The 20,824-nt window shown below is 30.8% G+C and carries 17 protein-coding genes; 13 read left to right on the top strand and 4 right to left on the bottom strand.

Going from position 1 to position 20,824, the window contains the following annotated elements:
* Positions 1-87 precede the first annotated feature (87 nt).
* Positions 88-4,191 (top strand): hybrid sensor histidine kinase/response regulator transcription factor, encoded by a 4,104-nt coding sequence (locus JL193_RS14765; protein WP_207971515.1) that lies wholly within the window; start codon positions 88-90, stop codon positions 4,189-4,191.
* A 1-nt stretch (position 4,192) separates the two neighbouring features.
* Here the strand turns inward: JL193_RS14765 and JL193_RS14760 are convergent, their stop codons facing one another.
* Positions 4,193-5,038 carry an AraC family transcriptional regulator gene (locus JL193_RS14760; RefSeq protein WP_207971514.1) on the bottom strand — a complete coding sequence of 282 codons (846 nt, stop codon included), beginning with the start codon at positions 5,036-5,038 and terminating at the stop codon, positions 4,193-4,195.
* A gap of 155 nt (positions 5,039-5,193) precedes the next feature.
* Here JL193_RS14760 and JL193_RS14755 point away from each other — a divergent pair, with 155 nt between their 5' ends.
* The 12 genes from JL193_RS14755 to JL193_RS14700 all read left to right on the top strand — a co-directional run bounded on the left by JL193_RS14755 (position 5,194) and on the right by JL193_RS14700 (position 18,045).
* Positions 5,194-6,150: a dihydrodipicolinate synthase family protein gene (locus JL193_RS14755; protein WP_207971513.1), complete on the top strand. Its 957-nt coding sequence runs from the start codon at positions 5,194-5,196 to the stop codon at positions 6,148-6,150.
* A 126-nt stretch (positions 6,151-6,276) separates the two neighbouring features.
* Positions 6,277-7,860: an aldehyde dehydrogenase (NADP(+)) gene (locus JL193_RS14750; protein ID WP_207971512.1), complete on the top strand. Its 1,584-nt coding sequence runs from the start codon at positions 6,277-6,279 to the stop codon at positions 7,858-7,860.
* A gap of 3 nt (positions 7,861-7,863) precedes the next feature.
* Positions 7,864-9,588: a DUF885 domain-containing protein gene (locus JL193_RS14745; RefSeq protein WP_207971511.1), complete on the top strand. Its 1,725-nt coding sequence runs from the start codon at positions 7,864-7,866 to the stop codon at positions 9,586-9,588.
* A complete protein-coding gene (locus tag JL193_RS14740) occupies positions 9,581-10,591 on the top strand; it encodes a 4-hydroxyproline epimerase (protein WP_207971510.1) in 1,011 nt (336 codons plus the stop codon). Before JL193_RS14745 ends, JL193_RS14740 begins: the two co-directional genes overlap by 8 nt.
* Before the next feature lie 57 nt (positions 10,592-10,648).
* Positions 10,649-10,909, top strand: a complete 261-nt coding sequence (locus tag JL193_RS14735) for a DUF3781 domain-containing protein (protein WP_207971509.1) — start codon at positions 10,649-10,651, stop codon at positions 10,907-10,909.
* Positions 10,906-12,153 carry an NAD(P)/FAD-dependent oxidoreductase gene (locus JL193_RS14730; protein ID WP_207971508.1) on the top strand — a complete coding sequence of 416 codons (1,248 nt, stop codon included), beginning with the start codon at positions 10,906-10,908 and terminating at the stop codon, positions 12,151-12,153. The genes JL193_RS14735 and JL193_RS14730 overlap by 4 nt, the downstream gene beginning before the upstream one ends.
* A gap of 27 nt (positions 12,154-12,180) precedes the next feature.
* Positions 12,181-12,795: an alpha-ketoglutarate-dependent dioxygenase AlkB family protein gene (locus tag JL193_RS14725; protein WP_207971507.1), complete on the top strand. Its 615-nt coding sequence runs from the start codon at positions 12,181-12,183 to the stop codon at positions 12,793-12,795.
* Positions 12,796-12,872: 77 nt separating this feature from the next.
* Positions 12,873-13,766 (top strand): 23S rRNA pseudouridine(2604) synthase RluF, encoded by an 894-nt coding sequence (rluF, locus tag JL193_RS14720; RefSeq protein WP_207971506.1) that lies wholly within the window; start codon positions 12,873-12,875, stop codon positions 13,764-13,766.
* Between the two features lie 74 nt (positions 13,767-13,840).
* A complete protein-coding gene (tgt, locus tag JL193_RS14715) occupies positions 13,841-14,971 on the top strand; it encodes a tRNA guanosine(34) transglycosylase Tgt (protein WP_207973490.1) in 1,131 nt (376 codons plus the stop codon).
* A 53-nt stretch (positions 14,972-15,024) separates the two neighbouring features.
* A complete protein-coding gene (locus JL193_RS14710; protein ID WP_207971505.1) occupies positions 15,025-16,116 on the top strand; it encodes an LptF/LptG family permease in 1,092 nt (363 codons plus the stop codon).
* Positions 16,103-17,017, top strand: coding sequence for a DMT family transporter (locus tag JL193_RS14705; RefSeq protein ID WP_207971504.1), 915 nt, complete (start codon positions 16,103-16,105; stop codon positions 17,015-17,017). The genes JL193_RS14710 and JL193_RS14705 overlap by 14 nt, the downstream gene beginning before the upstream one ends.
* Before the next feature lie 74 nt (positions 17,018-17,091).
* A complete protein-coding gene (locus JL193_RS14700; RefSeq protein WP_207971503.1) occupies positions 17,092-18,045 on the top strand; it encodes an acetyl-CoA carboxylase carboxyltransferase subunit alpha in 954 nt (317 codons plus the stop codon).
* Positions 18,046-18,146: 101 nt separating this feature from the next.
* Here JL193_RS14700 and JL193_RS14695 read toward each other — a convergent pair whose 3' ends face one another.
* From JL193_RS14695 to JL193_RS14685, 3 genes are read right to left on the bottom strand one after another with little or no spacing between them, the layout of a single operon-like run.
* A complete protein-coding gene (locus JL193_RS14695) occupies positions 18,147-18,545 on the bottom strand; it encodes a heavy-metal-associated domain-containing protein (protein ID WP_207971502.1) in 399 nt (132 codons plus the stop codon).
* A gap of 32 nt (positions 18,546-18,577) precedes the next feature.
* Positions 18,578-20,347 (bottom strand): efflux RND transporter periplasmic adaptor subunit, encoded by a 1,770-nt coding sequence (locus JL193_RS14690; protein WP_207971501.1) that lies wholly within the window; start codon positions 20,345-20,347, stop codon positions 18,578-18,580.
* On the bottom strand, positions 20,337-20,819 hold the full coding sequence (locus JL193_RS14685) for a DUF305 domain-containing protein (RefSeq protein ID WP_207971500.1): 483 nt from the start codon (positions 20,817-20,819) through the stop codon (positions 20,337-20,339). Before JL193_RS14685 ends, JL193_RS14690 begins: the two co-directional genes overlap by 11 nt.
* Positions 20,820-20,824: the final 5 nt, after the last annotated feature.

Raw genomic sequence — 20,824 nt, 5'->3', positions numbered from 1 at the left:
ATATGAAAACTTTTTTTTAAAAAAAGAAATTGATAAAATCTATATTATGTATATATTCGAGCAATCGTTTCATTTAAATAAGACTAAATGCAGTTTTTTTTTAAAATAATACCCTTTTTTATTCTTTTATTACTTGCAAACAATAATTACTCGCAAGAACCCGCCAATTTTAAAAAGTTAGAGAAAGATTTTCATGGAGGTTCAAAAATCGAAGAAGATAATTTAGGGTATTTATGGATCACTACTAATAAAGGAATTTATAAGTTTAATGGTTACGAATACTTATTCAATCCATACGATTCCATTTTTACAAACTTCAAAAAAACGGATCAAGAGTTTTTAATTAAAAAAGATCATAAAAAAAGTATGTGGCTCTCTTCTTTAAACGGAGAGTTAATGAAAATAGATTCTTTAAATAATAAAAAATGTTTTAGCGTTAATTTAGCGCATGATAAAAGAAAAATACAAATTACCAGCATTACCCCCAACAACAACCAAGTTTGGTTTGGCTCAGAAGAAGGGTCCCTTTTTAGATATAATTACAACACAAATAAAATAGATAGTATAACCAGTTTACCTTTAAATAAAAATACAGCATTTAAAATAACAAATATTGAAATTATTAACGATAATAATTTTTGGGTTTCTACAAACAATAGAAAAATTTATAAATATACTGTTGATATAAATAAACTAGAAGCATTAGAATTGCCTTCCAATTTTAAGGGATCTTATTTAAGAATTGCATTAGACCGTAAGAAAGATTTATGGATAAGTTCAGATAAGGGAAGTTTATATAAATATATTAGCGCAGAAAAAAAATATAGAGAATTTTTTCTAACGTCCAAAAGCAATTTTAATAAGAGTAAATCAATTAAAAACGTTAACATGATTATCTCTCTATTTTACGATGCCAACGGATTTGTTTGGGTTGGTACAGATGGAGATGGACTTTACAAAATTAACGTCGAGACGAACAAATTAACACTTTATAAGAATAATATAAATAATAGATTTTCTCTCAGTAACAACTCTATAACAAACATATCTCAAGATAGAAATGGCAATTTATACTTTCTTGATAAAATCGGAATAATTAATGTTCTGCCTAAGTCAAATAGTAACATTATCTATTATAACGGTTTAGAAAATAATACACCAACATCTATTCTTTCTGTTTTTAAATCTTCTAACAACTCTATTTGGCTAGGTACAGATGGCGAAGGGTTAAATAGAGTTTTACCAAATACACAAAAAATTCATTACAGCAATAAAGAGCAAGGCAAAAGGTTTTTTACAGCTAGATACATTCAAAGTATCGAAGAAAACCCAAAAGAACAATTATGGTTTGCCACCTATTTAAATGGTTTGTGGGTTTTTAAAGATGGAAATTTTTCTAAAATAAACACTCCAGATGAATCTGGAAAAAACAACGAAGAAATAAGATTTTTATTTAAAGATTCTAAAAATAGAATTTGGAGCACTTCTGCAAACTCTTTTAATGTCTTTTCAGAAAAAAATAAGTTATTGGCAACCTTCGATTACAATGCGCACGGTTTAAAAGGAATGTATTCGCATGGAATTGCAGAAGATAAAAACGGAAATATTTTTGTAGTTGTAAACGGTGGTGGTTTGTTTCAATTTAATGAAGTTGAAGTTTTTAAAGATTCTTACTTTAAACATATTTCGTTTGATAAAAAAATACAAGAAAATTTAAAAAAAATTAATTTTAGATATCTAACTTTAGGCACCGATAATTCTTTATGGCTGGTATTACATCCAAACGGACTATTAAATTATAATATTAAAAAGAATGCATTTAAATCTTTCGAAAATGTCGAGAATTTAAAAGATTTAATAATCGTATCTGTAGTTCCAGAAGGAGAAGATTTCTTATGGCTAGGAACCACTACAGGAATTCATAAATATAACTTTAAAAAAGATATAATAGAGTCTTTTTATCAATCGGATGGTTTACATGGCGATAGCTTTAACAAAAGAAGTGTTTTTAAAGATAGCAATGGCGTTTTATATTTTGGAGGCGACCATGGTGTAAATGCATTTTTGCCAGAGAAAATGAATAAAAAATCTTCTGAAGCAAAACTCTATATCAATTATATTGAAGTTTTAAACAAACCAGCAACAGAAATTATAAGCAATCAATTAAAAAATGGATACGAACATCTAAAAAACTTAAAATTAACTTCTAATCAATCTTCATTTTCGTTTCAATTTTCTGCAATCGAAAATTTAATGAACTCTAATTACAATTACGCTTATAAACTCGAAGGATTTGATAATGATTGGATTTTATCAAAAAAAGACAGAATTGCAACCTATACCAATATTCCTTCAGGAAATTATATTTTTAAAGTAAAAGCAGGCTCAGGAAAAGGCATTTGGGATACCGAAACAAAAGAAATAGCGATTCGAATAAAACCACATTGGTGGAAATCGACACTTGCCTACATAATATATACACTCTTTTTTCTTTTTCTTATTTATAGTGCTTTTCTTTGGTTTAAATTGAAGAAAAAATTAATTGAAGAAACATTACATAACAATCAAGAAAAAGAAATTTATGCTGTTAAAATGAATTTCTTCGCCAAAATGTCGCACGAAATTCAAACTCCTTTAACCTTAATTCTCGGGCCAATTGCAGATATGTTACAAAGAGCTGAATCGAGTGGAAATACACTTTTAAAACAGCGTTTGCAAATAATAGCGAACAATGCAAACAGACTTTCTAGAATCGCCACAGAGTTAATGACGGTTCGAAATAGAGAACTTGGTATGTTAAAAGTTTATGCTTCGGAAAACGATTTAATAGCACATTTAAAAAAAATATCACTATCTTTTTCTGAACAAGCACGATTTAAAAAAATCGACTTTATTCAAGATTATCCGAATAAAAAATTATTTGTTTGGTACGATTTAGATAAAATAGAACATGTTTTATATAACCTATTATCGAATGCTTTTAAATTTACACCTCCAGAAGGAACTGTAAAAATTCTTGTAGAAGAAAATCAAAAAAAGAAAACAATTAAAATTTCAATTTCAGATTCTGGACCAGGAATCCCCGAAAAAGATTTAAAAGACATCTTTAAATTGTTTTATCAATCTGATTTAGGAAAAAGTAGAAGAGGAACAGGAATTGGTTTGGCATTAACGAAAGAGTTAATTCATATTCATCATGGAAAAATAAAAGTAAAATCTTCTTCTAAAGAAGGTACAAAATTTAGTATTTCTCTTTCTACAAAAGAAAATGTTTTTACTTCAGAAGAAAAAATAAATTTAGATAAAACAAATGTTTTGTCAGAATCTTACCATACCGATTTTAACTTGTTAAATAAAAACTTAATAAAAAAGAAAACAAAAGAAAGCGACAAAAAGTTTACCTTATTAATTGTAGAAGACAATGTAGAAATGCAAATTTTCTTAAAAGATATTCTTACAGAAATGTACAATTTATTTATTGCAGAAAATGGAAAACAAGGTATTGAGCTCGCAGAAAAAAAGAAGCCAGATTTAATAATTAGTGATATTATGATGCCAGTAATGGATGGTGTAGAAATGTGCAATATTTTAAAGAAGAAAAAATCGACTGCTCATATTCCAATTATTTTCTTAACCGCAAAAAATTCTACCTCTATAAAAATAGAAGGACTAGAATCTGGTGCGATAGAATTTTTAAGAAAACCATTTAATTTTTATGAATTAACCTTAAAAATTTACAACATTTTAGAATCGCAAGAGAAATTAATTTCAAAATATAAATTAGACACTATAAGTTCTCAAGAAAAAGTAAATATTCCGTCTAAAGATGTTCAGTTTTTAGAAAGTTTAGTAAAAGAATTAGATAAAAACATAGAAAACCCAAATTTTAAATTAGACGAATTGGCTGGAACTTTAAATATGAGCTACTCTGTAATTTATAGAAATTGTATAGATATTACCGGAAAAACATTAGTAGAATTTTTACGATCTAGACGTTTAAAAAAAGCAGCTTTATTAATCGTAGAAAGAGGTTACAACATTTCTGAAGCTGCGTATATGGTTGGTTATAAAGATTCTAGGTACTTTACAAAATGCTTTAAAGAAGAATTTGGTAAAACACCAAAAGCTTTTAAAACGGAGTCTCAAAACACCAATTTACAAGATTTTTTAAAGAAGTATAAACTTAGCTAACTTAAGAATTGTAATGCTTTCTAAAATTAGAAGGACTCATTTTTTTGATGCTTTTAAAATGTCTGTTAAAATTAGAGATATTTTTAAACCCAGAATTATAAGCAATTTCTGCTAAAGTAAAATCGGTATTAGCAACAATTAATTTACTTGCATTTTCGATTCTTAATTCATTTAAAAAACGGAAATAGCTTTTGTTTGTTCGTTTTTTAAAGTATTTACAAAACGCATTTTTTGTCATCGAAGCAACATTTGCAATTTCATTTAAAGAAATATCTTCTGTAAAGTTACGCATGGTAAACTCAAAAACATCTCGCATTCTTTTACCTTCTACTGCTGTATATTTTTTTTCATAAATAAAAGAAGACAAACTCTCGTATTCTAAAGATGTTACTCGTTTAAGAAGCTGTAATAAAGCAATCAATCGCTCTAGTTTAGAAGCAGTTTTTAATTCTAAAAAAAGTTTAGAAATATCTTTATCATCAGTTATTTTAAAACCATGCTTTGCTTGTTTAAAAAAAGGCTTTATTTCATTTAGTTCTTGCAGTTCGAAAAAATTACTACCAAAAGAATTTTCGGTAAAAAAGAGTGTAATCATATGTGATTTCTCTTTTAGCTTTTCTGTACTCTGAAAAACGTGTGGTAAATTACTACCTAAAACTAAAATATTTCCTGTTTCGTAATTAGTAATGGTATCACCCACAATTAAAGTTCCTTCACCTTTTACTATAAAACTTATTTGAATTTCTTCATGCTGATGCAGTTTGTTGTAAAAAGCAAATTCAATATCCTCCTGAAAAACAAGGGCATCATTTTCGGGTTTGGGTATTTGAAAAGGTAAAACTTTCATAGCGTAAATATATGCAAATAATAGCCTTAATAAAATTTATATTTAATTATATGGATAATATTGTACTTAATTTGGATAAAAGGAAATTAACTTTCGGTTTCATTTCTAACGTAAATTTGTAAAAAGAATCTATAAACATACAAACTATAATAATTATGAGTATGCAATGGAATGGTGTAATGCCTGCAGTGTTTACATGGCTAAAAGAATCAAAATCAGGCGCTCTTGAAATAGACTTTGATACAACACAAAAACAGGCCGCAGGTATTTTAAAAACTCAAGGAAAAGGTGGAACTAGAATGAGCGGACTTGTAGGTTCTGGTACTTTAGGTGAGAATAGCTACTTGAGCAACAAACAGCGTCTTTCTTTACTTGAATCACTCTCTGAGGTTGCTAAAGAATATAATGTTCCGTTGATTAGTGGAGCCGCAGCAGAAACCAAAGAAGAACTTGCTAAAATCGTTGAAGGACTTGCAACAGTTGGAGTGGATACAGTTATGGTGATGCCACCAAAAACGAAGGTGGTTCCTTCTGAAAAAGAAATGTACGATTATTATGCACTTGCAGAAGCAACTGCAAAAGATGTTGGTGTAACAATGATGCCTTATAACAATCCTGATGCAGCAGGTTATCATCCACTCTCAACTGACCTTCTTCTTAAACTTTCTGTACTTCCTAAAGTAACAGCTTTAAAAATATCAACTATAGATGTTTCAATTATTGAAACGCTGATGTTAGAGAACAAAGATTTAAAAGTGTTGGCAGGAGTAGATACAGTGACTGTATATGCAGGACTTGCAGGAGCAAGTGGTGGAATTACAGGTGTAGGTACTATCTTCCCAAAAGCAAGTGTTACTATGCAAGAGTATGTTGTAAATGGAGATTGGGCTGAGGCAAATAAAATTTCTCAGGCTTTAAATTCTTTATCATATCTAGATGCTCAGCCACTACTTATGGAATATCTTAAACTAGCTATGGGAATACATCATAATGATGTTGCAGGAGGGCTGCGTACATTTGGTAAAAAATTAACGCAACATCAAATTGATGATGTGAATGCAAGATATATTTTAGCAAAAGAAAGACTTGAAGCTTTAGACTTAATAAGTTAATCCTTTCAAATACTCAAAAATGGAAAAAGCTTTTTCTATTTAAAGTATTATTACTAAAGATCTATCATCAAAAAAGTAGTTTACAAATGATTAAATTTGAAGTAAAACATAAAAAAATAAGTAAAGATGATTACAGGAAAAAACTATATAGGAAATACAACAACAGCAAACGGAAATAAAACATTTAAAACTTTTAATCCGCAAAAAAATACAGAAAATGAGTGGGCTTTTACAGAAGCAACTTCTGCAGATGTAAATAAGGCTTGTGAATTGGCAGCAAACGCTTTTAAAACCTATTCTAAAGTTTCTGGTGCAAAAAAAGCTGAATTTTTAAGAGCAATAGCCACAGAAATAGAAAATTTAGGTGAAGAGCTACTAAACGTTTATTGTTTAGAAAGTGGTTTGCCAGCAGGAAGAGCAGCAGGAGAGAGAGGTAGAACTTTAAGTCAATTACGCTCATTTGCAAATCATGTAGAAGAAGGAAGTTGGGTAGAAGCAACCATAGATACTGCGCAACCAGATCGTGAGCCATTGCCAAAAGTAGATTTAAGAAAAATGAACGTTTCTTTAGGACCAGTTGTGGTTTTTGGGGCTTCTAATTTTCCATTGGCATTTTCTACAGCTGGCGGAGATACAGCAGCGGCTTTAGCAGCAGGTTGTCCTGTAATTGTAAAATCACATCCAATGCATGCAGGTACTGGAGAATTAGTTTCTTCAGCAATTATAAAAGCAGCAGAAAAAACAGGAATGCCAAATGGTGTTTTTTCAAACTTAAACAGCAGTGGAATTGAAGTAGGACAAGAATTAGTTCAAAATTCAAACGTAAAAGCAGTTGCATTTACAGGAAGTTTAAATGGAGGAAGAGCATTGTATGATTTGGCAGCAAAAAGAGACGAACCAATTCCAGTTTTCGCAGAAATGGGAAGTATAAATCCTGTGGTTATTTTACCAAAAGCGTTAGAAAATAGAGCATCAGACATTGCAAAAACCTATGCAGGTTCTATCACTTTAGGAACTGGACAATTCTGTACAAATCCTGGTTTAATTTTAGCCATAAAATCAGAAGGACTTACCAATTTTGTAAATACATTAGCAGAAGAAATTGTGAACATAGAACCTTCTTGCATGTTACACCCAAATATAGCAGGAGCTTACGAAAAAAATAAAGAAAAAGCCCTATCTCAAAACGGAATTGATATTTTAGCTGAACATTCCGAAAATGTGCAACCTAACTTTGCAAAACAAGTAGTTACTACTGTAGAAGGGAAAACTTTTTTAGAAAACGAAACGTTACATCATGAAGTTTTTGGCCCTTATTCTTTAGTGGTTCAATGTAAAGGTGAAGCAGAATTAAGGGAAATTATATCAAAATTAGAAGGTCAATTAACAGGAACTGTAATTTCTGATGATACCGAAATTAGTAATTATGTTGATGTAATTCACGAATTAGAAAATAGAGTAGGTCGTATTATTTTTAATGGAGTTCCAACAGGTGTAGAGGTTTGTCCTTCTATGTTGCATGGTGGTCCTTACCCAGCCTCTACAGATAGTAGATTTACTGCAGTAGGTGTTGACGCTATCAAACGTTTTGTAAGACCTTTTAGTTTTCAAGATTGGCCAAACGAATTGTTACCAGCAGCACTTAAAAACGAAAATCCTTTGGGAATTTTAAGAACTGTAAACGGAAAGAAAACAACCAAAAAAATTTAACACATGAACCTTTATAAAGTTCTTGGAATCTTTTTGTCTTTTTGCTTTTTATCTTGTAAAGATGAATCGTCAAGCGAAGTTTTAACGAAAATCATTTCTAAGTACGAAACAAAAGTTGACTATGATTTCGAACCTTACGAATCTTTAGAAAACACCAATAAATTTCATCAATTAGAAGCAGAAAATGCTCAAAAATTAATAGAAGAATTACAGCAAGTTGAAACTGAAGATTTATCAGAAAATGAAAAGATTTCAAGAAATTTATTACTATTTGTTTTACAAGATAAAATAGACAGAAACACCTATAAAATGCATCTAAATCCTATGACGAATGAAATTGCTTTTCATTTGAATTTAGGAAATATGGGCAACAAAAAATTAAAGAATAAAGAAGAAGTAAAAGACTATTTACAACAGTTAGAAAACTTACCAGAAAAAATCAATTATCATTTAAGTATCTTAAAAGCTGGAGTAAAAGCTGGTATTTCACAACCAAAACAGGCATATCCAAACTATACCTTTACATATGATAAGCATATTGTTTCAGACATTACAAAAAGTGATTTTTACAAACCATTTTTAAATTTACCCGCAAATTTATCAGAAGAATTTAAAGATTCTGTTTTAACGGTTGCAAATGTTAGTGTTCAAGAGAATGCGATCAATCAATATAAAAAAATAAAATCTTTTTTCGAGAACGAATATTTTCCAAACACCAGAAAAGGTTTAGGAGTAGGAACTATTAAAAATGGGAAGAAATTTTATCAAAATAGAATAAATTTTTACACTACAAGTACACAATATACAGCAGATGATATTCATAATATTGGATTAAAAGAAGTTGCTCGTATTAAAGCAGAAATGCAAAAAATTATTGACGAATTAGGTTTTGAAGGTTCTTTCGAAGATTTTGTTCAGTTTTTAAGAACAGACGAACAATTTTATCCAAAAACAGCGAAAGAATTATTAATGTTTGCAAGAGATATTTCTAAAAGAATTGATGCAGAATTGCCAAAATATTTTAAAACATTGCCAAGAAAACCCTATGGTGTTGTTCCTGTTCCAGCAGCAATTGCACCCAATTATACAGGAGGAAGATATTCTGGCTCCAGAAGTGAAACTACTGCAGGTTTTTATTGGGTAAACACCTACAATTTACCAAGCAGAACGTTATACACAATTCCTGCTTTAACAGCTCATGAAGCAGTTCCAGGACATCATTTGCAAATCTCGTTAAACAACGAGTTATCAAAAGACAAAATTCCACAATTTAGAAGAAATTTATATTTATCAGCTTATGGAGAAGGTTGGGGTTTATATGCAGAATCTTTAGCAGATGAAATGGGTATATACACAACACCTTATGAAAAATTTGGTAAATATACATACGAAATGTGGCGTGCTTGTAGATTGGTGGTAGATACAGGAATACATGCAAAAGGTTGGTCTAGACAACAAGTAATCGATTATATGGCTTCAAATACAGCATTGTCAATTCATGAAGTTACTACAGAAACCGATAGATATATCACTTGGCCTGGGCAAGCAATTTCTTATAAAATAGGAGAAATTAAAATTCGTGAATTACGCAAACAGGCAGAAAACGAATTAAAAGAAAAATTTGACATAAGAGAATTTCATGAAGTTATTTTAGGAGCAGGAACAGTAACATTATCTATCTTAGAAAATCGTGTAAACAATTACATAAAGCGTACATTAAATGAGTAAAAAAACTTTTTTTTGCGTAGATGCACATACCTGTGGAAACCCTGTAAGAGTTATTGCTGGCGGAGGTCCTAATTTGGTGGGCAAAAATATGAGCGAAAAGCGCCAGCATTTTTTAAAAGAGTATGATTGGATTCGAAAAGGATTAATGTTTGAACCACGAGGTCATGACATGATGAGTGGTGCTATTTTATTTCCACCTCACAATCCAGAAAACGATTTTTCCATTTTATTTATAGAAACTTCTGGCTGTTTGCCAATGTGTGGTCATGGCACTATTGGCACTATTACAGTCGCAATTGAAGAAGGTTTGGTAACCCCAAAAATCCCTGGAAAAATAAAGATGGAAGCACCTGCAGGATTGGTTGAAATCGAATACCAACAAACAGGGAAAAAAGTAGATTGGGTAAAATTAAAAAATGTAAAAAGCTATTTAGCTGCCAAAGATTTAACAGTAAATTGTCCAGAATTAGGCGAAATTACGTTTGATGTTGCTTACGGAGGAAACTTTTATGCAATTGTAGATCCACAGAAAAATTTTGGAGGAGTTCATAATTTTACCGCTGCAAAAATTGTGCAATATTCTCAGGTTGTACGAGAGAATATCAATTTAAAATATCCTAATCTATTTATTCATCCAGAAAATAATACGATTAGAGATGTTACCCATATGTTATGGACAGGAGATCCTTTAGACCCAACTTCTTCTGGAAGAAATGCGGTTTTTTATGGAGATAAAGCAATTGATAGAAGTCCATGTGGCACAGGAACTTCTGCAAGATTAGCACAATTATATGCAAAAGGTAAATTAAAAGTTGGAGAAGAATTTATTCACGAAAGTTTTATTGGTTCTAAATTCACAGGTAAAGTAGAAGAAGCAACTACGTTGAATGGTAAACCTGCAATTATACCAAGTGTAAAAGGTTGGGCAAAAATTTATGGATATAATACGATTATTATTGATGATGAAGATGACCCATATGCACATGGTTTTCAAGTGATTTGATTTTAAAAATTAAATCATTCTTAACTTGTTTTCTGAATCTTATAAATAGAATTACAAATGAAAATTAACAAACAAGAAATAATAGAAAACCATTGTTATACAAAACTTGTTTACGAAAGAATAAATAAGAAGTTAGGAACCAATTTTTCAAAAGATGAAAGTGAACATCTTATTTTGAAAGTTTTAAAAGAAACATCCATAGAAAATTATCAAAAAATAGGAAAGAATTTCTATGTAACAAGTAAGGAATTTAATATAAAAATTACAATTAATTCGAATACATTTAGAATTATAACTGTAGATAAAGTGATTAGATGAGTAAAAAAGTAGGAATTATTGGAGGTGGAATTATTGGACTGTGTGCTGCCTATTATTTATTAAAAGATGGCCATGAAGTTACTGTAATCGACCAATCTAATATGAATTCTGGAGCTTCTTATGTAAATGCTGGATACATAACCCCAAGTCATTTTATACCGCTAGCAGCACCAGGAATAATCACAAAAGGGCTCAAATGGATGTTCGATGCTAGAAGTCCTTTTTATGTAAAACCAAGATTAGATATCGATTTTTTAAAATGGAGTTTAGCCTTTAAAAAAGCTGCCACAAAAGCAAAAGTTGAAAAAGCAATGCAACCTCTTTTAAATATTAATTTATTGGGTAGAGACTTGTATGAAGACTTAAAAAAATCGAACGACTTTAATTTTCATTATCAACATAAAGGATTGTTAATGTTGTACAAATCCAACAAAGTTGGCGAAGAAGAATGGAAAATTGGTAAAAAAGGCATTCAAAAAGGGCTAAAAGTAGAACATTTATCTAATAACGAAGTAGAAAAATTACAGCCAAATACTAACTTAAATATTAAAGGTGCTGTATATTATCATTCAGATGCTCACATGACTCCTAATATATTTATGAAAGAAATGATTTCGTACTTAGATAAAAACGGAGTTGTATTTTATAAAAATGAAACTGTAAAAGATTTACATATTTCATCAGAAAAAATTACTTCAATAAAAACAGATAAAAGAGAAATTGCAGTAGATGAAGTGGTTTTAGCAGCAGGAAGTTGGAGTTCACATATCACAAAAAAGTTGGGATTAAAAATACCTATTCAAGCAGGAAAAGGCTATAGTATAAATGTAAAAAAAGATACAAACATTACCATTCCAGCAATTTTATGCGAAGCAAAAGTAGCCGTAACACCTATGGAAGGTTTCACCCGTTTTGCAGGAACTATGGAAATTGCAGGAATTAATAGTACCATAAACCCGAAAAGAGTTGATGCCATTGCAAATGCTGTAAAAAAATATTACGAAAACATTGCAATTTCTACCGAAGAAAAAGAACATGCAACTTGTGGTTTAAGACCTTGTTCGCCAGACGGATTGCCATATATTGGAAAATCGAATACCTGTAAAAATTTAACAATTGCAACAGGACATGCAATGATGGGGTGGAGTTTAGGACCTGCAACCGGAAAACTCGTTTCAGAAATTATTGCCGAGAAAAAAACAAGTGTAGCTATAACTGTATTTCATCCAGATAGAAAATTCTAATTTTCATAAGTTCTGTATCTTTGTGATATGGATTTATTTTCTTCAGAAACAATAAAAAACATTCTTCCTTTTGATGGTGTAACCAATTATCATGGCATTGTTTTAGATAAAAAGCAGTGTAATTTTTATTACCAAACACTCTTAGAAACAATCAAATGGAAAAATGACGAAGCCATTATTTTTGGAAAAAAATTAATGACCAAAAGAAAAGTAGCTTGGTATGGCGAATCGGAATTTTCTTATACATATTCAGGAGTTACAAAAACAGCAAACATCTTTACCAAAGAATTGTTAGAATTGAAAAAAATTGTAGAAAAAGAAAGCAAAGAAACTTACAATTCTTGTTTGTTAAATTTATATCATTCAGGAGAAGAAGGCATGGCGTATCATTCAGATGAAGAAAAAATGCTAAAGAAAAACAGCGCAATCGCTTCACTTTCTTTGGGAGCAGAACGTAAATTTTCTTTCAAACATAAAAAAAACAAACAACGAATAGATATTGTTTTAGAAAGAGGAAGTTTGTTAGTGATGAAAGAATTTACACAAACCAACTGGTTGCACAGATTGCCACCCACAAAAAAGGTTTTTACACCAAGAATTAATTTAACGTTTAGAACCATAGAATTACAACAAGGGGTTTAACCCCCTTGTAAAATCATCTTTTAATTCCTGAAATCGTCGCAAAAGTTTCCATATTTTTGCATAAAAATTTTTTAATTTTGAATGCTAAGCCTCAAAACACCATCAACCTTAATAAATACATTAGTTCTTCCGGAATTTGTTCCAGAAGAGAAGCAGAAAAATTTATTATAGAAGGCAGGGTTACCATCAATGGAAAACCAACTCAATTAGGGAATAGAGTTGCCAAAAAAGATGTTGTAAAATTAGACGGACGTTTGGTTACCCCCAAAAATACCACCATTTATATTGCACTTAATAAACCTGTTGGCATCGTTTCTACCACAGACGATAGAGAACCCAATAACATTGTAAAACACATTAATTATCCAGAAAGGCTATTCCCAATTGGGCGTTTAGACAAACCGTCTGAAGGCTTAATTTTTCTAACAAATGATGGCGATATTGTAAACAAAATTTTACGAGCTGGAAATAACCATGAGAAAGAATATTTTGTTACCGTAAACAAATCCATCACACCAGATTTTATCGAAAAAATGGGAAATGGAATCCCAATTTTAGGCACTGTAACACAAAAATGTTGGGTAGAAAAAGTAAGCGATAAAATTTTTAAAATCGTGTTAACACAGGGTTTAAACCGTCAAATTCGTAGAATGTGCGAATACTTAGATTACGAAGTTACCAAGCTAAAACGAACTCGAATTATGAATGTCGAGTTGGGGTATTTGCAATCTGGAGATTGGCGTGAATTAACGGAAGAAGAAATGAAAGAAATCAATAAAATGATTGCTAGTTCTTCTAAAACCGAAGAAGCATCTAAAATTAAAAATGTTTCAAAAACATCAAAACCAAAGCGAAAATTAGCCCCTACAAAAAACAATTTTAATAAAAAAAGTGCCTCTTTTAGAAAATCTTCACCCAAAAACAGGAAAACTAAAAATTCCAAATCGAGTTTCCGTGGAAAAAGAAAATAAATAATCTCTTAAAACTTTCTAAATTCCTTCTCTTTAAGAAGGTTAGGATGGGCTTTTTATTATCTTTGCCACCAATGAAATTCGATTTAAAAATTACCGACCCAAAAAGTAGCGCAAGAGCAGGGCTAATTACTACAGATCACGGAGAAATAGAAACTCCAATTTTTATGCCTGTAGGAACTGTTGGCACCGTAAAAGGCGTGCATCAAACAGAATTAAAAAACGAGATAAATCCTGATATTATTTTAGGAAATACCTATCATTTATATTTAAGACCTGGTTTAGATATTTTAGAAAAAGCGGGGGGTTTGCATCAATTTATGAATTGGGATAGAAATATCTTAACAGATTCTGGTGGCTACCAAGTATATTCGCTTTCTGGAAGAAGAAAAATTAATGAAGAAGGTGTAAAGTTTAAAAGTCATATAGATGGTTCTATGCACTTTTTTACACCAGAAAATGTCATGGAAACACAACGCACAATTGGGGCAGATATTATTATGGCGTTTGACGAATGTACACCTTACCCATGTGAGTATAATTACGCAAAACGTTCTATGCACATGACGCATAGATGGTTAGATAGATGCATTAATCATTTAGAAAAATTACCGTTCAAATACGGTTTTAAACAAACGTTTATGCCAATTGTACAAGGCAGTACTTATAAAGATTTAAGAAGGCAATCTGCAGAATATATAGCTAATGCAGGGCAGCAAGCAAATGCAATTGGCGGACTTTCTGTTGGTGAACCCGCAGAAGAAATGTATGCCATGACAGAGGTCGTTACAGAAATTTTACCAGAAGACAAACCACGTTATTTAATGGGGGTTGGAACGCCAATTAATATCTTAGAAAATATAGCATTGGGTATAGATATGTTCGATTGTGTAATGCCAACAAGAAATGCTAGAAACGGAATGTTGTTTACAGCACATGGCTCTATCAACATAAAAAATAAAAAGTGGGAAACCGATTTTTCTCCAATAGACGATATGGGAATTACTTGGGTGGATACGCTGTACTCCAAAGCCTATTTACGTCATCTTTTTGTTTCAAAAGAAATGCTAGGAAAACAAATTGCATCGATACATAACCTGGGGTTTTACGTTTGGTTGACTCGTGAAGCAAGAAAGCATATTTTAGCAGGAGATTTTAGAGAATGGAAAGATAAAATGGTAAAACAAATGAACAAAAGACTTTAAAATTTTAAAGTCCAGAGTTTAAAACATACATTTAATACAAAAAAGCTAGGCTTTTGAAAATAATAGATTGGTACATATTAAAACGTTATTTGGTAACATTTTTGTTTACCTTATTAATCTTAATTCCAATTGCAATTGCAATAGATGTTTCAGAAAAAATAGATAATTTTCTAGAGCATGCAAACTTGGGCTTAGAAGAGATTTTAAACGATTACTATAAGAATTTTATTATTTACTATGCAAACACATTTATGCCTTTGGCATTGTTTATTGCCGTAATTTTATTTACATCTAAACTCTCTAGCAATACAGAAATTATTGCAATAACCAATGCAAAAGTTTCCTTTACAAGATTCTTATATCCTTATTTTATTGGGGCAACATTGGTTACTATTATTTCTTTAGGGATGAACCATTTTGTAGTACCCAATAGTAGTAAAGTAAGAAAAGGGTTCGAAAAAAAATACATAAGTAATGCACGACAAAAGAACGATTTAAAATTTGTTTCTGATTTTAGTTTGCAACTTACAGACAGCACTTATATTTATTTAAAAAATTATAATACAGAAACAAATGTAGGCCATTATTTTACCTCAGAAACCTATGATGGTTTAAAGCTGAAATCAAAATTATTTGCCGACAATTTACGCTACAATTCTAAAGACTCTACTTTTTCTCTAACAAATTGGAGAAAACGTATTATTTATGAAGATAGAGATAGTATTTTTAAAGGAAATAAAATAGACACTATTTTTAACTTTACACCAAAAGATTTAATTTACAAATCTGCATTGTCGCAAGAAATGCCTTCAGATGAATTAATTCGGTTTATAAATTTATCTAAAAAAAGAGGCGTAAAAAACTTAAATGCATATTTGGTAGAACTTCATAAAAGAACAAGTTTACCAATTGCTTCTTACATACTAACTATTATTGCAGTCGCACTCGCTTTTCGAAAAAGAAGAGGTGGTACAGGAGTTAACTTGGCCATTGGAATTGGAATTATGTTTTTATACGTTTTCTTTATGAAAATTGGAGAAGTTTTAGGCTCTGTAGCTGGTGTAAATTCTTTTATATATGTTTGGATTCCGAATATAATGTTTGGCGCTTTATCTATTTATCTCTATTTAAATGCTAGAAAATAGGCTTAAAAACTACCTACTTTTACATCTCATCGTTTTTATTTGGGGCTTTACAGCCATTTTAGGTGCTTTAATAACTATCGATGCAATTCCTTTAGTTTGGTATCGAATGTTGCTAGCCGTTATTTTTATTTTTCTTTATTTTTTGTTGAAGAAAAAAAAGTTTAAAATAGATACAAAAACCATTGTTCGTTTTTTTTTAACAGGCATTATTATTGCACTACATTGGATCTTCTTTTTTAAAGCAATTAAAGTTTCTAACGTTTCTGTGGCTTTAGTTACCATGAGTACAGGAGCCTTTTTTACTTCTTTAATAGAACCTGTATTTTTTAAAAGAAATATAAAACCTGTTGAAATAATTCTAGGCCTTTTAGTAATTGCTGGTTTGTATATTATCTTTAATTTTGAAAGTCAGTACAAATTAGGAATTATATATGCACTAATCGCTTCCTTTTTAGGAGCATTATTTGCAGTTTTAAATGGCTTATTTATCAAAAAACACAGCGCAGCCACTATTTCTTTTTATCAACTTTTATTTGGAGTTGTTTTTATTACCATTTATTTATTTTTTAGCAACAAATTCTCTGCTGATTTTTTTAAAATTCCAACGATAGATTGGTTGTATTTATTACTACTAAGTAGCGTTTGTACAGCCTATGCTTTTATAGCCTCTGTAAAAGTAATGAAATACCTGTCTCCATATACAGTAATGCTTACCATAAATTTAGAACCCGTTTATGCAATTATTTTAGCCTTACTTATTTTTGGAGAAAAAGAACAAATGGGTACTACTTTTTATTTAGGTGCTTTTATTGTTTTATTTGTGGTATTATTAAACGGAATTATAAAAAATAGATTGAGTTTAAAAGACAAGTTTAAACAAAAGGTAGGCAGAAAAAAGTGAGGCGATTTTGCCTGAAAAAGTAAATTTTATAGTATGTTTGTCTTTACAAACAACTAAAATCAAATAACTACAAAATGGAATATTTAGATTTTGAAATGCCAATAAAAGAGCTTGAAGAGCAACTTCAAAAGTGCCAAATTATTGGAAAAGAAAGCGAAGTAGATGTTACTGCAACCTGCAAAAAGATTGAAAAAAAGCTAGAAAAAGCTAGAAAAGACATATATAAAAATTTAACACCTTGGCAAAGAGTTCAGTTATCTAGACATCCAAATAGACCTTACACACTAGACTATATTAAAGCAATTTGTGGAGATACGTTTATGGAATTGCATGGAGACAGAAGCGTAAAAGACGACAAGGCTATGATTGGTGGTTTGGGTAAAATTGGTGATCAATCTTATATGTTTATTGGTCAGCAAAAAGGTTACAACACTAAAACTCGCCAGTATAGAAATTTTGGAATGGCAAATCCAGAAGGATATAGAAAAGCTTTGCGCTTAATGAAAATGGCAGAAAAATTTAGAATTCCTGTAGTTACTTTGTTAGATACGCCAGGTGCATACCCAGGTTTAGAAGCAGAAGAACGCGGACAAGGAGAAGCCATTGCCAGAAATATTTTTGAAATGACTCGTTTAAAAACTCCAATTATTACTATTGTTATTGGTGAAGGAGCTTCTGGTGGTGCATTAGGAATTGGCGTAGGAGATAGAGTTTATATGATGGAAAATACCTGGTACACCGTTATTTCTCCAGAGTCTTGTTCTTCTATTTTATGGAGAAGTTGGGAGTTTAAAGAACAAGCTGCTGAAGCTCTAAAATTAACTGGAAACGATATGAAAAAGTTAAAGTTAATAGACGGTATTATAAAAGAACCTATTGGTGGAGCCCATTCTAATAGAGAAGAAGCATTTAAAGTAGTAAAAGATCAAATAGTAAGTGCTTTTGATGAGCTAAAAGATTTATCGGAAACAGATTTGGTTTCTAAACGAATGGGTAAGTACGCTAATATGGGAGTTTATAAAGAATAAAAAATCTACAAGATTTTATTCTTTTTAAGACACTTTTTCACAAAGTGAGTAAGTTTAAATTAAAAAAACTTTGTAAAAAAGTGTCTGTAAAAAGTGCTTGATTACTGATTCATTTCCATACTATGGTCGTATTTACAACAACCTGGTAAATTATCGTAAGCATCTAAATCTCCTTTTGCTTTTTCTGTATCGTAACCAGAAGCTGCAATGGCCTTGTGAATTTCCATTGGATTTGTTTTAGAATCGTCGTAAGAAACATCTATTTTCTTTTTATCTACATCCCAATTTGCGGTTGCTACTCCTTCAACATTTTTTGCTGCTTTTTCGATGGTTCTTTTGCACATTCCGCAGTTGCCTCTTACACCAAACGAAATATTTGTTGTGGCCATTTCTTTAGAAACTGCTGTTTTATTAGCATCTGTTTCTTTTTTACCTTCGTTTTTACAGCCTGTAAATAATGTTGCTGCCATAATTGCTAAACTTAAAATTGCTTTTTTCATGTGTTTAAAATTTAATTATTAATCGATTTTTATTATTCTACTATTTGTTTTATTTCTCCACAGGTTAACATTTTATCTCCATAATAAGGGTTAATTACTTTTTCTTCTTTACTAAGCCAATAAGCACCTTTGTTGTTATTTGCCATTGGGCAAAATTCTACATATACTTTTTCGTTAATTCCGAATATTTGAACTGCACTAATAAAGTTTAATGAAAGCTGTTCAAAAGAACTTCTTTGCAAGTCGATTTCTAAGGTTTTAGAAATGGATGTGGTTGCTTCTTTAATACCTTTATGCAAAGACATCCATTTTTTGTGAATTTCTGCATCTTTTAATTGTTTCATGTCTATTTTAGAGAGATTTTCTAATATTACTTTTGATGTTTCTGTTGCCGCATTAACATCTTCTTTTACCAAGGCATTTTTTAATTTTATATATTCGTTATAAACCGTTTTTAGTTGATGTTGAAATTCTTCAGGCACTTTTATTCTTTCATTTTTGCTCAAACTCACATTTGTTGAGTGGGTATTTTTACCCATCCCAAGATGATTTTCGTGACCCGTTACTACTTTACCTCCTTCTTTATTCATCATCGATTTTTTGCCCTGTAATTGCGCTGCTGCATCTACAGTAAACGTTCCATTCGTTACAATTTCATCACCATTTTTTAGCCCTTCTAAAACTTCGTAAAATGCTCCAACTCTATTGCCTAAAGTAATTTCACGCATTTCAAATACAGGCTCATTCGCATTTGTTTTTAAATACACAAGAGAACGTTTTCCGGTCCATAACACTGCAGATGATGGAATTGTTACTATTTTATCATTTTTAGTATCAATTCCTTTAATTTTGCCTTCCACAAACATTCCTGGCTTCAATTCATTATTTTTATTACGAAGCACAACTCTTAATTTTACCGTTCTTGTTTGGGTATTTAAAACCGGATCTATAAAATCTACTTTTGCCTTCCTCTCTTTATTGAGTGTGGTTATAATAATTTCTTGTCCTTTTTTAAAAGAATTAATTTGATGTTCGTAAACATCGAAATTTGCCCATACAACCGAAAGATTAGAAACTTTAAATAACGCTTCTCCTAATGCAACGTGGTCGCCTTCATCTACCATTTTTTCGGTAATTGTTCCTGTTTGTGTTGCGTAAATTGGAAAATTTTGCATCGGTTTTCCAGAATTCTCTATCAAATTGATTTGTGCTTCTGTAAGTTTTTTAATTTTTAGTTTTTTACGAACAGCTTTGTATAATTCTGGTTGAGATTCTTTAATGGAAGCCGCTGTAATTAATTCTTGTTGGGCTGCAAATAATTCTGGCGAGTAAATCGTTGCCAATAATTGTCCTTTTCTAATTTTTTCACCAGTGGTAGCAACTAATAATTTTTCTATTCTGCCTGCAAAATGAGTTACTTGAACTGTGTTTGAATTTTCATTTTCTACAATTTTTCCAGATAATTTAATGGCATTATCTTCTGTTTTTTCATTTCCAACGATTAAAGTTTGAATGTTAGCCAAAGCCATCGCGTTTTTTGTAAGCTTAAATTGGTCTGCCAACAAACCATCTGCACTACTCTCTGCAGGAATTAAATCCATACCACAAATAGGGCAATCACCTGGTTCTGGTTGCATAATTTGTGGATGCATAGAGCAGGTCCACATTTCATTGGTTTTAGAAATTGCTTCGTGATTGTGTTCCTGTGCCACTTCTTTAGAGGGGTTTCTAAAGAAAAAATATCCTAACAATACCCCAAAAGCGAGTATCCCTAAATAAATTACTACATGTTTATTTTTCATTTTCTAATCGTTTTATCATCGCTTTCATTTCTTCAATTTCTTTTTTCTGAGCTTTTATAATCTCTTCTGCTAATTTTTTAACTTCTGGGTCTTTAATATCTGCACGCTTGCTTGTTAATATGGCAATTGAGTGATGTGGAATCATCGCTTTCATCCAAAGAACATCGCCAATTGTAGATTTTTGGTCACGTACCAAACCCAATGCTGCTATAAAAAGAAGAATACTGCCCAATAAAATGGCAATATTCTTCTTTCTATTCTGATACATTTTGCGCATAAAAAACCACATTATAACTGCCATTGTTGCAATTCCTAAACAAGTCATATAAAAACGTGTTAAGCTAAAATATACGTGGTCGAATTCGTAAGTATTTAAATACATGGTTAGGTACATGGCTACAAAAGAGCAACCTAACATTAAAAAGAAAGTTTTATAGTTTTTGTTATTTGAGTGTTTGTTTGAATTTTTCATTAGAA

The sequence above is a fragment of the Polaribacter batillariae genome, from assembly GCF_017498485.1.
In the GTDB taxonomy this organism is placed as follows: Bacteria; Bacteroidota; Bacteroidia; order Flavobacteriales; family Flavobacteriaceae; genus Polaribacter; species Polaribacter batillariae.
Note: the sequence above shows the minus strand (reverse complement) of the source record. Positions and strands in the feature narration are given on the sequence as shown.

Excerpts from the sequence above, each read along its gene's own strand:
- JL193_RS14765 (WP_207971515.1), top strand. The coding sequence starts at position 88 with ATGCAGTTTTTTTTTAAAATAATACCCTTTTTTATTCTTTTATTACTT.
- JL193_RS14760 (WP_207971514.1), bottom strand. The coding sequence starts at position 5,038 with ATGAAAGTTTTACCTTTTCAAATACCCAAACCCGAAAATGATGCCCTT.
- JL193_RS14755 (WP_207971513.1), top strand. The coding sequence starts at position 5,194 with ATGAGTATGCAATGGAATGGTGTAATGCCTGCAGTGTTTACATGGCTA.
- JL193_RS14750 (WP_207971512.1), top strand. The coding sequence starts at position 6,277 with ATGATTACAGGAAAAAACTATATAGGAAATACAACAACAGCAAACGGA.
- JL193_RS14745 (WP_207971511.1), top strand. The coding sequence starts at position 7,864 with ATGAACCTTTATAAAGTTCTTGGAATCTTTTTGTCTTTTTGCTTTTTA.
- JL193_RS14740 (WP_207971510.1), top strand. The coding sequence starts at position 9,581 with ATGAGTAAAAAAACTTTTTTTTGCGTAGATGCACATACCTGTGGAAAC.
- JL193_RS14735 (WP_207971509.1), top strand. The coding sequence starts at position 10,649 with ATGAAAATTAACAAACAAGAAATAATAGAAAACCATTGTTATACAAAA.
- JL193_RS14730 (WP_207971508.1), top strand. The coding sequence starts at position 10,906 with ATGAGTAAAAAAGTAGGAATTATTGGAGGTGGAATTATTGGACTGTGT.
- JL193_RS14725 (WP_207971507.1), top strand. The coding sequence starts at position 12,181 with ATGGATTTATTTTCTTCAGAAACAATAAAAAACATTCTTCCTTTTGAT.
- tgt (WP_207973490.1), top strand. The coding sequence starts at position 13,841 with ATGAAATTCGATTTAAAAATTACCGACCCAAAAAGTAGCGCAAGAGCA.
- JL193_RS14705 (WP_207971504.1), top strand. The coding sequence starts at position 16,103 with ATGCTAGAAAATAGGCTTAAAAACTACCTACTTTTACATCTCATCGTT.
- JL193_RS14700 (WP_207971503.1), top strand. The coding sequence starts at position 17,092 with ATGGAATATTTAGATTTTGAAATGCCAATAAAAGAGCTTGAAGAGCAA.
- JL193_RS14695 (WP_207971502.1), bottom strand. The coding sequence starts at position 18,545 with ATGAAAAAAGCAATTTTAAGTTTAGCAATTATGGCAGCAACATTATTT.
- JL193_RS14690 (WP_207971501.1), bottom strand. The coding sequence starts at position 20,347 with ATGAAAAATAAACATGTAGTAATTTATTTAGGGATACTCGCTTTTGGG.
- JL193_RS14685 (WP_207971500.1), bottom strand. The coding sequence starts at position 20,819 with ATGAAAAATTCAAACAAACACTCAAATAACAAAAACTATAAAACTTTC.